Raw genomic sequence first — 13,151 nt, 5'->3', positions numbered from 1 at the left:
GGAACTTCAGACGTCAGAGCGGCTGCGCAGGGGGCGGCTATGAAGGCCCGGACCAGGATACGAATTCATCACCTGCAGCAGGCCAAAGACAACGGTGACCATTTCGCCATGCTCACCGCGTACGACCAGTACACAGCGGAAATTTTTGACTAGGCCGGCATAGAGGTCCCCCTTGTCGGGGACTCGGCGTCCAATAACGTCTTCGGAAATGACACCAGTATCCCGGTAACAGTGGAGGAGTTGCTGCCGCTGTGCCGGTCTGTCGCGCGCGCTGCGAAGCACGCACTCGTGGTCGCTGACCTGCTGTTTGGCAGCTATGAAGCATCTGCCCAACAAGCGGTTTCCACGGGTGTCCGGTTCCTCAAAGAGGGACTGGCCCACGCCGTGAAAATGGAGGGGAGCAGCTTCTATGCGGAAACTGTGCGTGCCATGGTTCAGGCTGGCATCCCCGTAATGGCGCACATAGCCTTCACCCCTCAGAGTGAGCACGCCCTCGGCGGTTACCGGGTACAGGGGGGGGACGGCGCCGAGCAGTTAATTACGGACGCCGTTGCTTTGACTGAGGCCGGCGCTTTTTGCGTGCTAATGGAGATGGTACCCGCCGAGGCTGGTGCAGCGGTTGATGCTGCGCTAGCCGTTCCAACGGTTGGTATTGGCGCAGGTGCCGCACCCACCGGGCAGGTTCCTGTGTGGCAGGACATGGCTGGACTCCGGGGCGGCAAAATGGCCAAGTTCGTGAAGCAATACGCGGATATCCGGACCATACTCGCCGATGCCGCAAAGGCCTATGCCCAGGACGTACGTTCGGGGCACTTTCCCGGAGCCGAGCACAGCTTCTGAAAGGGACGGCTGGAGCTTGCCGGCCTTGGCAGATTCAACGTCCGTCGGTCTTCTGGGACGCTGTACGAGCTTACCTCCTGCCATCCGGACTATCCCTTCCTTTCTTAAAGAACGTTCACCAGAATCACGTACACCGCCGTACCGATGCCGACGCTCAGCGGAACTTGCTGGCGGGTGCGCACGCGTCGACTGTGAGCGTGACAAACAGCGCGCACAAAGCGAAGTCAAGTCCTTTGACCGGCCCCGGCATCAGCGATCCGAGCAGTACCCCGGTGAGGCCGCCCCCGATCCAGTAGCAATGGAACGCGGCCTGCATGCTGACCAGGGCGTCCAAGTCTCGCGAGAGGCGGCCGTGACTGCGCACGCTTTGTGGATCAGCGCGTACACCGAGTATGCCTTCGCGAACGGATTCTTCACCACGTTCAGGGGGAAGGAAAACGAATAGAGAAGACGTGGCGGAAAATTTACGAGGAAAGTGTCCAGAGCGATGGTTGCCAGCGGCGTGACCGCCACGATCATGCCCACAAGCAGCAATTCTAGGGATCCAGCGAAACCCGCAATGGACAAAGCCGGCGCCGCCCACCAGGGCGAGCCGGCCTGAACAACAATTAGACCGAACGCGACGTCCAAGGTATACATGCCCAGGCTGCCGCGAAGGAGTACCACAACCACCTGGCGGTCTCGCGCCTCCGGGAGCACGAGACTGTGTGTCCGGGAAGAATTTACGTCATGTCGGCGATGACGCAATCCTTCCATTTTCACCGCGGCGTGCGGGTGCCAATGGTGCAGCCGTGGCGGGTTCCACAGCATATATTGACGCGGAAAAGCCAGGGCAAAGCGATAATTGAGGTGTGCTCGAGCACGATGGCCGCATTTCCAACGCAGACTTAGCGGCCGCTGTCGGTCTCACGCCCGGCCCCTGCCTGCGCCGCCTGCAGCGTCTGGAGGCCGCCGGCGTCATCCTGGGTACAGCGCCGAGATTGACCCGAAGGCTGTCGGCCGCGCCTTCGAGCTGGTTCTCGACGTCGAGCTGACCAACATTGACCGTAAGAGCGTGGACCGCTTCTAGAACACGATGGCCGCCTTCGGGGAAGTCACCGAGCTGCACCGCTTGTTCGGCTCGCCCGATTACTACGTGCGCATTAAGGTCCTGGATTTTCCCGCCTACGAGACCTTCCTCAGTGACAAAGTTCTGACTATCCCCGGGATCCGAAAAGTCAGTTCGCGGTTCACATGAAAACGATCAAGTCGTGAATGGGCAACAACCTGCAGCGAGTATGAGATGGGAGATTTCGCCCGGGAGGCTCCGAGATGGAATGCGGCCGGATTACATCAGCGACGAGGCTGTGCCTCCGAGTGCTCTGACCAAGTCACTCGTTTTGGTAGGCGATAATGTGGCTTCTAAGGTAGGTCAAGTGCTCGACGACGGCCGCTTCAGCGGCCTCGGGGTCTTGGTCGGTAATGGCCCGCACGATCGCTACGTGTTGCTGGACGGTTTCGCGGCCAACTTCGGGTGAGAGTGCCAGATAGCCAACCGGCTCCGTGGAATGGTGCAGGGCGGCAACCAATGATGCCAACACGCGGTTTCCTGAAGCCGATGCGATCCGGGTGTGGAATTTTCTGTCCAACTCCGAGACTGACGGGTCATCAATGGAAGCGCTCTTCTGACGCTTAACGATCGCCTGGAGTTCTGTGACATCTTCGTCAGTACGATGCTGGGCGGCGAGACGCACCGAAGGAACTTCAAGGTACTGACGCACCTCGGCGACTTCATCAAACCGGATACTACCCAGCGCCAGCAGATTCTCGACGGAGTCAATCAGGGCTTCGCCGAGGGCCTTGTGATCGGCTGCCTGAACAAAGTTTCCCCCGCGCGCCCCTGGAACTTTCCGAATGAGTCGCTCCGATGTCAGCACCCGGAGGGCTTCACGAAGAGTCGTGCGGCTGACGCCGAACTGACTGGCGAGCTCGGTCTCAGGCGGCAGCATCTCGCCGCCCTTGAGGCTTCCGGACAGAATGGCACCCCTCAGAGTATCTTCCACCTGTTGCCTTGGCCGCATGACTGACTGGCCAATTACCTTGCTGGGAGCAGCTCGCACGGTCCGCCACCTGTCCTATCTAAAGTCGATCATTCACCACTAAGTACAGTATCATCCGAGCTGCTAAGGGCAGAGACATTCCTCGCGGTGTGAGCTGTGAAAAATCTTTTGAAAAGCGCCCTTGCGACAAAGCACAACCGAAGGCGACATTGGCGCCGAAGGGGCCTGTGGTGCATTTGCCATAGGCCGTCCCCTCTGGTGCTGTCCCGAGCTTGACGCGGCCGACACCAGAGGGTCCCTTCCTAGTTAGAAGGCACGGAGGATCTCTTCGACCTGTTGTTTGGCGTCGCCGAAGAGCATCTGGGAGTTTTCGCGGAAGAAGAGGGGGTTCTGCACGCCGGCGTAACCCGTTGCCATGGAGCGTTTGAAGACCACGACGTTGTCTGCTTCCCAGACGCGGAGGACGGGCATTCCTGCGATGGGGCTGGACGGGTCCTCTGCGGCTGCGGGGTTGACGGTGTCATTTGCTCCAATTACTAAGACGACAGACGTGCCGTTCAGGTCATCGTTGACTTCGTCCATCTCGAGAACGATGTCATAGGGAACCTTTGCCTCGGCCAGGAGCACGTTCATGTGCCCCGGCAAACGGCCGGCGACAGGGTGGATTCCGAACCGGACGTCGATGCCGCGTTCCCGCAGTTTGTGGGCAAGTTCGGCGACTGGGTACTGGGCCTGGGCGACTGCCATGCCGTACCCGGGAATGATTACCACTGTGGAGGCGTTGGTGAGTAGTTCCGCGGTTTCCTGTGCTGTGATTTCCCGGTGCTCTCCGTAGTCCGCGTCTTTGTTTGCAGCTGCGGTGATGCCGAAGCCGCCGGCAATGACGGAAATGAAGGACCGGTTCATGGCCTTGCACATGATGTAGGACAGGTAGGCGCCGGAGGAGCCCACGAGGGCGCCGGTGATGATGAGAAGGTCGTTGTTCAGCAGGAAGCCCGCGGCGGCTGCGGCCCAGCCGGAGTAGCTGTTGAGCATGGAGACGACGACGGGCATGTCGCCGCCGCCGATGGAGGCCACCAAGTGCCAGCCCAGCCCGAGGGCAAGGACGGTGACGACGACCAGCAGCCACAGCTGCGAGTCGTTGACGTACCAGACCGTGAGGACGACGAAGGCAACGAGCGCTGCCAGGTTAATGGCGTTCTTTCCCGGGAGGGTCAGCGGCGCCGTCTTCATCCTGGCGGACAGTTTGAGGAAGGCAACGATCGATCCCGTGAAGGTAACGGCTCCAATGAAGACCCCGATGAAGACTTCGGCATGGTGAATCGCCAGGAGGGAGCCGGGCAGCTGTGGTCCTTCGAGGTGGCCGTTCCAGCCGACCAGTACGGCCGCGAGGCCGACGAAGCTGTGCAGTAATGCGATGAGCTCGGGCATGCCGGTCATTTCCACGACGCGGGCGCGCCACAGGCCGATTGCACCACCGATCAGAACCGCAGCCACAAGCAAGATCACTCCGATGAGGATCTGTTCTCCTCCCCAGGCCTTTTGCAGAGTGAGCCAGATGGTGGCAGCCAGGGCGACGATCATGCCGGAGATACCGTAGATGACGCCGCCGCGGGCCTTCTCATGCTGGCTCAAACCGGCGAGGCTCAGGATGAACAGCAGGCCGGCGACGATATAGGCTGCTCCTGCAACGGAATCAGGGGTCAACGGACCGGAGACGCTATCAAGCACGGGTGAACTCCTCATTGATGCTCTGGGTGGTTTGCCGGTGATGTTCACGCACGTGCTTTGTCTCCTCGTGAGAACATCGCGAGCATGCGACGGGTGACGGCGAAGCCGCCGAAGATGTTGATGCTGGCCAGCAGGATCGCGACGGCGGCGCCAATCTGCATGATGATGTTGTCGGAGGTGACTTGGAGCAGGGCCCCGACGACGATGATTCCTGAAATGGCGTTGGTGACAGACATGAGCGGGGTGTGCAGGGCATGATGGACCTTACCGATGACGTAGAAGCCCACCACCACTGCTAACACGAGGACCGTAAAGTGCTGAGGCAGGGGGGCCGGGGCGATGGCGCTGAGGCCGAAGAGCGCCGCGATTCCCGCGGTAATCAGTCCTGCCTTCGCGGCGCGACTGATTGCCTTCTTGCTCCCAGCTTTTCCATTGGAGGTGTCAGCCGTGTGCGTGGTCTCGGCTTTTATCGGTGCGGCTGAAACCTGGACAGGGGGTGGTGGCCACGTCTTCGCACCTTCCCGTACTACGGTCACCGACCGCTGTACGACGTCGTCGAAATCGATCGTTAGCTGCCCGTTCTTCTCCGGGGTGAGGAGCTTGAGCAGGTTCAGCAGGTTGGTGCCGTACAGCTGGGAGGCTTGGGCGGGCAGCCGTCCAGGCAGGTCTGTGTATCCGAGGATCACGACACCGTTGTCCGTCACCACGCGTTCCCCGGCGGCGGACCCTTCCACGTTTCCGCCCTGGCCTGCGGCCATGTCGATGATTACGCTGCCCGGTTTCATGCTTTCGACGTCCTCGGCGGTGATCAGCTTCGGGGCCGGCCGGCCTGGGATAAGGGCGGTTGTGATGATGATGTCGACGTCACGCGCCTGCTCAGAGTAGATCTCAGCGGCACGCTGGTTGTATGCCTCGCTGGTGGCCTTGGCATACCCGTCCGACGACTTCATGACCTCGTCAACTTCGACCTTGAGGTACTCCCCGCCGATGGACTTGACCTGGTCAGCGACCTCCGGCCGCGGGTCAGTGGCCCGCACGATGGCACCCAAGCTGCTGGCCGCGCCGATAGCTGCCAGTCCTGCAACACCTGCTCCCGCCACGAGAACCTTGGCTGGCGGGACCTTGCCCGCCGCAGTCACCTGACCGGTGAAGAACCGGCCAAATTCGTGCGCGGCCTCGATGATAGCCCGGTAGCCGGCAATGTTGGCCATGGAACTTAGTACGTCCATGGATTGTGCCCTCGAAATGCGCGGCACGACGTCCAGTGCCAAAGCGGTGATGGGACGCGCAGCAAGAGCTTCGACGAGTTCCGGACGCAGGGCGGGGGCCAGCATTCCAATCAGGGTGGAGCCCTCGGCCAGCCGATCGATTTCGTCCTCGCTGGGGGGATTGATCCGAAGCACTACCTCGCTTCCCCAAGCTTCATCGGCACCTACAATTTTGGCCCCCACAGCGACGTACGCTTCATCGGTGAAGGTGGAACGCGCTCCCGCTCCCTTCTCCACCACGACGTCGTAGCCCAAGTCCTGCAACTGCCTGACGGTGACCGGAGTCGCCGCCACTCTTGTCTCATGGCCAAGTTCGGCCACGATACCGATACGTGTCACGGTTTCACTCTCTTCTCCTCTTAAGGGCCCGGCAGGAACTTCCTGCCGGGCATAGCGAACTTCGTTTTCAAGCATTGGAACCCTGGGCAAAATAACCGGCTGCTGCGTGATCTGGTCTGGCGGTTCGGCACAGCCTTACTTTTGGGTACGGGCGGTTACGTTTTCGAGGACGACGGCCAGGCCCTGGCCGACGCCGATGCAGATTGCGGCGACGCCCCAGCGTTCGCCGGAGGCCTGCAGGGACCGGGCAAGAGTGCCCAGGATCCGGGTCCCGGATGCACCCAGCGGGTGTCCCATGGCGATGGCCCCGCCGTGCCGGTTCACGATCGAGTGGTCAATACCCCAGGCATTGATGCACGCCAGGGACTGCGCGGCGAAGGCTTCGTTAAGTTCGACGGCGCCCACCTGGTCCCAGCCGATCCCTGCCTTTTCAAGGGCTTTGTTGGCAGCCTCGACGGGGGCGTAGCCGAAGTACTGCGGATCGTTGGCGTGCGCGCCGCGGCCGGCAATGCGGGCCAGCGGTTCCAGCCCCAGCAGTCCAGCGGCCAGCTCACTACCGATCCAGACCGCGGAGGCGCCGTCATTAAGCGGTGAGGCGTTGCCTGCGGTGACCGTGCCGTTCTCTGTCCGAAACACGGTCTTGAGCCCAGCCAGCTTCTCTGCGGTGGATCCGGGGCGGATGCCCTCATCGCGGACCAGGTCCGTGCCCGGGACCGGGGTGACCAGGTTGTCGTAAAAGCCTTCGTCCCAGGCTGCGGCAGACAGGTTGTGCGAGGCCGCGGCGAACTCGTCCTGCGCCTGACGGGTCACGCCGTACTTCTCGCGCAGCAGTTCGGTAGCCTCACCGTTCGAAATGGTCCACTCCCTGGGCATCGCCTTGTTCACCAGACGCCAGCCCAGCGTGGTGGACGCCAGCGTCATGTCACCGGCCGGGTACGGCTTCTCGGTCTTGGGCAGCACCCACGGCGCGCGGGACATGGACTCCGCGCCGCCCACCAGCATCAGGTCGGCGTCACCGGTATTGATCTGGCGGGACGCAATGATGACGGCGTCCAGCGAGGACCCGCACAGCCGGTTCACCGTCGTGCCAGGGATCGAGACCGGCAGGCCAGCCAGAAGGGTGCCCATTCGGGCGACGTTGCGGTTCTCCTCACCGGCACCGTTCGCGTTGCCGAATACCACCTCGTCGATCCGCTCGACGTCCAGGGACGGCGCCCGCTTCACGGACTCCTTGATGACGTGCGCGGCAAGATCATCCGGCCGCACGCCGGCAAGGCCCGAGCCAAACTTGCCGAACGGGGTGCGCACGGCGTCGTACACAAAAGCGTGGTTCAAGTTGTTCCTCCAGGGTTGAAGTTAATCCAGGGTTCCGGATCGCAGGTGGGAAGGCAGCCGCCTTGCGGGCGTACGTGGGCGATCTGCTCCCTAAAGTGCTGGGTAAGACGAGCGCGAGCTGGCGGAGAGGTGTCGGTCACTTAGACACTGTCCCAGTCCTCCCAGCCAGGGGGGTTATGAACAGCGGCTTGGTGAGGAGCCAGCCGGCGGCAATAACGAGCAGGGAAGCCAGGAAGATCACAAGGCCCCACGCATCCACGGTGTCCCGAGAACCATACATATGGTTCAGGTTCTGCATGGCGCCGGTCAGGAAGACCAGGAGTACGTGGACCAGCGTGAAGGCGCAGAAATAGACCATCACTGGCAAGTGCACTGCCCGGGCCCACTCGACAGGGTATGCCTTACTAAGTTTTACAGCCTTCTCCGGCCACCAGGTCGACATCCGGACTCCCGATATGACAGCCAGCGGCGCGGCAAGGAACACCGTGAGGAAATAGGCCAGCATTTGGAGCGCGTTGTAGTAGATCCAACCGTTTTCCGTGGGCCAGTTCAGTGACGCGTACTGCAGTGCTGCCGAAAGCATGTTCGGAAAAATGTCCCAGTTCGTAGGGACAATTCGCATCCAGTGCCCGGTGATGAAAAGCAGGATGATGAATAGGGCGCCGTTCAGGACCCAAAGCACGTCGAGGGTTTGGTGCAGCCACTGGGAAATTGAGACCTTTTTTGGGGAATTGCCCTTCGGCGAGAAAAAAGAGTCCTTCTTGGGCGTCCAGTAGCCCGGCGGGCGGCGTTCTAAACGGATTTGTAAGCCAGTGCGGGCAATTAGCACGATGAAGAACATGTTCAAGTAGTGTTGCCAGCCCATCCACACGGGGAGACCTTCAGGTGTTGTGTCCGGCATGGTCGAACGTCCGGGGTAGCTGGCAACGAAGTCCTGAACGCCTGAAAGGGTAAACAGCCAGCGTGCGGCAAGTACCGCGACGAGGGCGACCGCAAGTAGTCCGGCCGTCATCCCCACGGGTCTTATCCAGGCACGACGTTCTGACTTCGTCTTCGATCCCTTCTGAGAGCCAGTTGCCGGGGCCTCTCTGGGAAGCCCGGGGGAGGGAGCGCTGGGCGACCGGTCGAGAGAGGCATCCGCCTGAGTGGACTTTGGGGCCGCGCTCGGCGGGGCGGGGGTGGGGGAGTCCGAAGCCGGTTGCCCCAAACGTTGCCCAACGGGCGCCTCGGCACTGCCCGACGGTTTCTCGCCGTTCGCGGTTGGCAGCCCCATCCGCTGCTTGCGCGCAGGCGGATCTGCAGCCGTTGCCGGGGCGGGGGACACAGCCGGCTTAGGAACATCGCCGGTTTCCAGACGCCTGGTTTCCGGCGAAGGCTGATCACGGCTGTTCATCGGTGTATAACCGGCCATGCGTTGTTTGCCCGATGGTTTTGTTGCTGCTTCGCCCTGGAGATGGATAGAAGCTTTGACGTCATGGCGGCTTTCCTCAGCCCGCTTCGGAGTTTGTTGCGGGGCAGTATGTAGGGCCGGCGGGTTACTGGTAGGTGTCTGGGTGGGGTCCTTTGTCGCCGTGTAGCCGGACATCCGTCGTTTGCCCGGCGGAGATCCCTGAGCAGACACAACGTTGTCTGTACCGGGTCGCTCTTCTTCTGCAGCAATTGACCAGGCATGCAGGGGTATGTCTGCCGTCACATCAGTTGACGGAATTGATGCATCGCCGGGGACCGCGACCTTCAACGGTGTCCAGCCAGCCATGCGCTGCTTGCCGTGGCCGGAGGCAACTCGGTTTCCCGCGGCGCCGCTGGTTCTAGGTCCCGGACGTTCAGTGATACTACTTGGCTCAGATTTGTTGGTCGACATAGTTAGTTCACCGTCCGGTGGTTGATGCGAAGGGTGGTCGGACCAGTCCGGGGGTGATTGCCTCAGCAGGGTCGTTGCCCAGTCGGAGAATCCTGTTGTTCTGATCCACGTGAACAACCTTCGGCGTGTAGGACGTAGCTTCTCGGGTGGTCATGGTTCCGTACGTAATCAGGATGACGGTGTCATTTACGTGAACCAGATGGGCGGCCGGACCATTAATACCCAACACACCGCTGCCGCGTTCGCCGGCGATCGTGTAGGTCTCCAGGCGGGTCCCATTAGTAAGGTCGACAATCGCGACAAGCTCACCGGGCAGGATGTCGGCCGCCTCCAACAGATCGAGGTCTACGGTGACCGAGCCTACGTAGTTGAGATCCGCGTGGGTCACCGTCGCCCGGTGAATTTTCGACTTGAACATCGTACGAGTCATCAGATCCATGGAGGTTTCCCCTGAAATAAATACCGCGACCGGTCCAATCCGGACTGACTGGAACATATTAGTCATTGTCCAACATTCAATGCAAGGTCTACTATTGAACATTAAAAGGAAACCTCGACCTACGCTCTTAGTGGTTCTGCAGGGCCGGCGGTCTAGCGCACGCTCCGTTGTATCGCGTCCCCTGAAGAACCGGGCAGGGCGGCCCGGTGTTTGATCAAATATGGAGATTGAGGAAGAGGCATGGCTAACGTCACATGGCGTAGCGTCGCAGTCCCCACCGCACTTTCCGAATGGGTGGCCTTTCCCGATACCACCGCCACACACGACCGACGGCTATTGCGACCGCAGCAACTGCAGGGTCGGGAACGAGACCCAACCAGCGACTTCGAGCATCGGAACAACCCAGCGAGTGTCAGCGATGTTTTTGAAGGTCGGCCAATACCTGCTGTGAACCGAGGGCAGACGCCCGGAATCACGCCATCCGTCGGTGGCACGACGAGACATGGTCTATAGGCCCGCAGGATTCTCCTCCAACACCCAACTCGAGGCCTCTACTCGCCGGCACGCCGCTTCCAATCCCGACACGCATCGGAGACATAATGTAAGCAACCAAATCCACCCCCCAGGGCTCGGAAGAATCATTCCCGTTCCGGACTGGTCCACACGCTCCCGCAATGATCATCGAAGTCTTTGCCGCGGGTCGGGCTAACATAACCGGCACTATCGACCTGCTCGCCCCTGACCAAAGCGTTCTTTGGATGATCAGGAACGATGGAGGTGGCAGGACCATGCTGGTGCTCAAGCGATAACATCGAAATCGCCATTGCGCTTCGGCTTGAAAAAGCGAATGCCGGAGAACCAAGCTTCTGACGACGACCTTCAGGAACCCCAGGGCCATGACTAATTCCGCCGGGAAGCGGCACGTGCCGCTGTTCATAGGGCTGCAGATTTCTTAGCTGCTTGGGCATGCTGGAATGCCTGGCATCCCGTCAGGCATTCCTTTTCGGGCTGTCGCTGGCCTGGGGCGTCGATGTACGTGTCTTCGCCAATGACCTTGCTGCGTGGCGGCCTAGTGCCAGGGGCTGCCCCGCTGCCATATTGGATCCCGAGGGAATGGGCGGTCAATCGACCCTGCAGCAGCTTTACGTCCCCAGCTGATCGCGCCCGCCGCATATTTTGGAAACCCCTTTCGGAGGGACGGCCTCATCCAGGTGATGGCTAGTTGAGTCCGCGCAGGTCCAGACTGAGTGACGTTGCGCCGTCGGGGTCGATTGTCACCGGGATGCCCCAATCCTGTTGGTAGAGGTGGCAGGCCGCGTGGTCCGGGATCTCGCCGCCGGCCTCCCCGTCGCATGCCGCGGCGCGGGAAGTGATGTGCAGGACCCCTTCCGTGACGCCGGAGTTTAGCTGCAATGTGCGGGTCAGGCCCGCAGAAGTCCCGGCTCCCTCGAGCAGCAGCTCCTCGGGTGAGGAGGAAATCTTAAGTTGTGTCGGGTCGCCCCACCGGTTGCCGAGCTTCTGGCCCGTGGGGGCGGAGAAGCGGACGACGAGTTCGTGCCTACCTGACGCGACTTTGGTCTTGGGACGCTGTGTCTGCGCGGCACCCTCGTCGACGACGACCGCCTCGCGCGGCAGTGAGAGGCGGATGAGCTGGTGTGCGTTTGTTTCGACAACCAACAGCACGGGCTCGCCGCCTATTGAGGTGTCCAGCAGGGCGTCCGAGGGCTCGGCCAGCCCACGTGCCAGCGTGGACACCGTCCCTGCTGCTGGGTCGTACCGGCGCGCGGCCCCGTTGTACGTGTCGGCGATGGCGACCGATCCGTCCGGTAGCACAGTCACGCCCAGCGGGTGTTGCAGCCGCGCCTTGGAAGCCTCGCCGTCACGGAAGCCGAAGTCGAACAGGCCTGTGCCAATGGCGGTCTCTACCGCCGCGACCTGACCATCCTCGTCCATGCGCAGAACGCGCAGGGCGCTGGTCTCCGAATCGGCGACCCAGATGTCTCCCTTGGCGTCCTCAGCCAGCGCGGAGGGCTGGGCGAACCATGCCTGACCGGGGCCCCGTCCCGCAGCCCCTCCTGTCCGGTGCCGGCTAACACTGCAAGTGTGCCGGATGTCGGGTCGAAGGAGAAGATCTGGTGGGTTCCTGCCATCGCCACCAGAAGCCTGCCGGCCCGGGTGGACCAGAGCACGTCCCAGGGTGAGGACAGCGAGGCGTCCAGCGGATCGGTGCCGAGGTCCGTGGCGGACGCTCCGGAAGAGGCGGCCCCTCTCTGCGGGGCAGGGGCCCGCCGGGCGTCGAGCAGGCCCTGTATTCCGTTGCCGGCGATGGTAACCACCTGGCCGGTCGCGAGCTGGACCCCGCGCAGTCGGTGATTGACGGTGTCGGCGACGACGAGGTCGTAGCCCACCTTCTCTGCGACCTCTTTTGGCAGCCGGGCCAGTCCTTGCGGCTCGTTGAACTGCGCCGCATCAGGGCCGCCGTCGACGTGCCCTCTGGTGCCCTCACCGATGATGCGCAGGACAGTGGAGAGGTCACCGTCGAGCTCAAGCAGCCGGTGATGGCCGGTGTCGGAGGTCAGGAAGGTTCCTCCGGGCAGCGCCATGACCTTGCCGGGGAAGCGGAGGTCCCCGTCAAGGGCGGGCGGCGCCACCTACGGGCCGTCCCCGCGGTGCAGTGTGCCCTTTGCCTCATGCTCGGTGATCAGTTCCTCGACCAGCGTTGCGAGTCCGTTGGCGTGACCTTCGCCGGACAGGTGTGCGGCGATGTAGCCTTCGGGGTCCACCACGACCAGGGTCGGCCAGGCCCGGGCCGAGTAGGCCTGCCATGTTTCCAGTTCCGGGTCGTCCAGTACCGGGCGATGGACTTCGTACCGCTCGACAGCAGCGGCCAACGCCACCGGATCTGCCTCGTGCTCGAACTTCGGCGAATGCACGCCGATGGCCACCAGAACGTCCCGGTACTTTTCCTCCAGTGGGCGCAACTCGTCCAGCACGTGCAGGCAGTTGATGCAGCAGAAACTCCAGAAGTCGAGTACTGCGATCTTGCCGCGCAGCTCCTCGAGCGCCAGCGGGCGGCCACCGGTGTTGAGCCACTCGCGACCCACGAGTTCGGAGGCCCGGACGCGGTAGGGGGCGCGGACGGACGCCGCGGTAGCGGCGGATTCGGTCGTCATGCGGTTGCTCCTGACTTCTGTCGGTTGTCGCTTGGGCTGGCCCCAAGGGCGACATTGATGTCCACTGATACGAAGCTGGCATTCGCGGCTTGCGGTAACAGGTTGACGTAAATATGGAGCGACGCA

Annotated in this window: 10 protein-coding genes and 3 pseudogenes; 3 read left to right on the top strand and 10 right to left on the bottom strand. The window is 62.0% G+C overall.

What is annotated here, in order from left to right; translation table 11 throughout:
- Positions 1–54: 54 nt before the first annotated feature.
- Positions 55–840 (top strand): annotated as a pseudogene (gene panB / locus AB0323_RS00065) (3-methyl-2-oxobutanoate hydroxymethyltransferase); the annotation flags it as partial.
- Positions 841–994: 154 nt separating this feature from the next.
- Here panB and AB0323_RS00060 read toward each other — a convergent pair.
- Both AB0323_RS00060 and AB0323_RS00055 read right to left on the bottom strand, forming a co-directional pair.
- A complete protein-coding gene (locus tag AB0323_RS00060) occupies positions 995–1,204 on the bottom strand; it encodes a hypothetical protein (protein WP_366175882.1) in 210 nt (69 codons plus the stop codon).
- Between the two features lie 26 nt (positions 1,205–1,230).
- A pseudogene (locus tag AB0323_RS00055) lies at positions 1,231–1,479 on the bottom strand (AzlC family ABC transporter permease); the annotation flags it as partial.
- A gap of 212 nt (positions 1,480–1,691) precedes the next feature.
- On the opposite strand from AB0323_RS00055, the gene AB0323_RS00050 reads away from it, so the two are divergent.
- Entirely contained in the window at positions 1,692–1,874 is a 183-nt protein-coding gene (locus AB0323_RS00050; RefSeq protein WP_366175582.1) for an Lrp/AsnC family transcriptional regulator, read from the top strand.
- 41 nt (positions 1,875–1,915) lie between these two features.
- Positions 1,916–2,077: an Lrp/AsnC ligand binding domain-containing protein gene (locus AB0323_RS00045; RefSeq protein ID WP_366175581.1), complete on the top strand. Its 162-nt coding sequence runs from the start codon at positions 1,916–1,918 to the stop codon at positions 2,075–2,077.
- Between the two features lie 133 nt (positions 2,078–2,210).
- Here AB0323_RS00045 and AB0323_RS00040 read toward each other — a convergent pair whose 3' ends face one another.
- The 8 genes and pseudogenes from AB0323_RS00040 to AB0323_RS00005 all read right to left on the bottom strand — a co-directional run bounded on the left by AB0323_RS00040 (position 2,211) and on the right by AB0323_RS00005 (position 13,025).
- A complete protein-coding gene (locus AB0323_RS00040; protein ID WP_366175580.1) occupies positions 2,211–2,882 on the bottom strand; it encodes a FadR/GntR family transcriptional regulator in 672 nt (223 codons plus the stop codon).
- A gap of 303 nt (positions 2,883–3,185) precedes the next feature.
- Entirely contained in the window at positions 3,186–4,625 is a 1,440-nt protein-coding gene (gene pntB, locus AB0323_RS00035) for a Re/Si-specific NAD(P)(+) transhydrogenase subunit beta (RefSeq protein WP_366175579.1), read from the bottom strand.
- Positions 4,626–4,654: 29 nt separating this feature from the next.
- A complete protein-coding gene (locus AB0323_RS00030) occupies positions 4,655–6,217 on the bottom strand; it encodes a Re/Si-specific NAD(P)(+) transhydrogenase subunit alpha (protein ID WP_366175578.1) in 1,563 nt (520 codons plus the stop codon).
- A gap of 135 nt (positions 6,218–6,352) precedes the next feature.
- Positions 6,353–7,552: a thiolase family protein gene (locus AB0323_RS00025; protein ID WP_366175577.1), complete on the bottom strand. Its 1,200-nt coding sequence runs from the start codon at positions 7,550–7,552 to the stop codon at positions 6,353–6,355.
- Positions 7,553–7,688: 136 nt separating this feature from the next.
- The gene (locus tag AB0323_RS00020) at positions 7,689–9,308 is read right to left on the bottom strand and encodes a cytochrome b/b6 domain-containing protein (RefSeq protein WP_366175576.1); all 1,620 of its coding nucleotides are present in this window, start codon (positions 9,306–9,308) and stop codon (positions 7,689–7,691) included.
- A gap of 112 nt (positions 9,309–9,420) precedes the next feature.
- Positions 9,421–9,843 carry an aspartate 1-decarboxylase gene (gene panD, locus AB0323_RS00015; protein ID WP_366175853.1) on the bottom strand — a complete coding sequence of 141 codons (423 nt, stop codon included), beginning with the start codon at positions 9,841–9,843 and terminating at the stop codon, positions 9,421–9,423.
- Between the two features lie 647 nt (positions 9,844–10,490).
- Entirely contained in the window at positions 10,491–10,820 is a 330-nt protein-coding gene (locus AB0323_RS00010) for a hypothetical protein (protein WP_366175575.1), read from the bottom strand.
- Positions 10,821–11,070: 250 nt separating this feature from the next.
- A pseudogene (locus AB0323_RS00005) lies at positions 11,071–13,025 on the bottom strand (NHL domain-containing thioredoxin family protein).
- Positions 13,026–13,151 lie beyond the last annotated feature (126 nt).

This window comes from Arthrobacter sp. NPDC080031, from assembly GCF_040702485.1.
Classification (GTDB): Bacteria; Actinomycetota; Actinomycetes; order Actinomycetales; family Micrococcaceae; genus Arthrobacter.
This window is presented reverse-complemented; position numbering and strand designations above follow the sequence as displayed.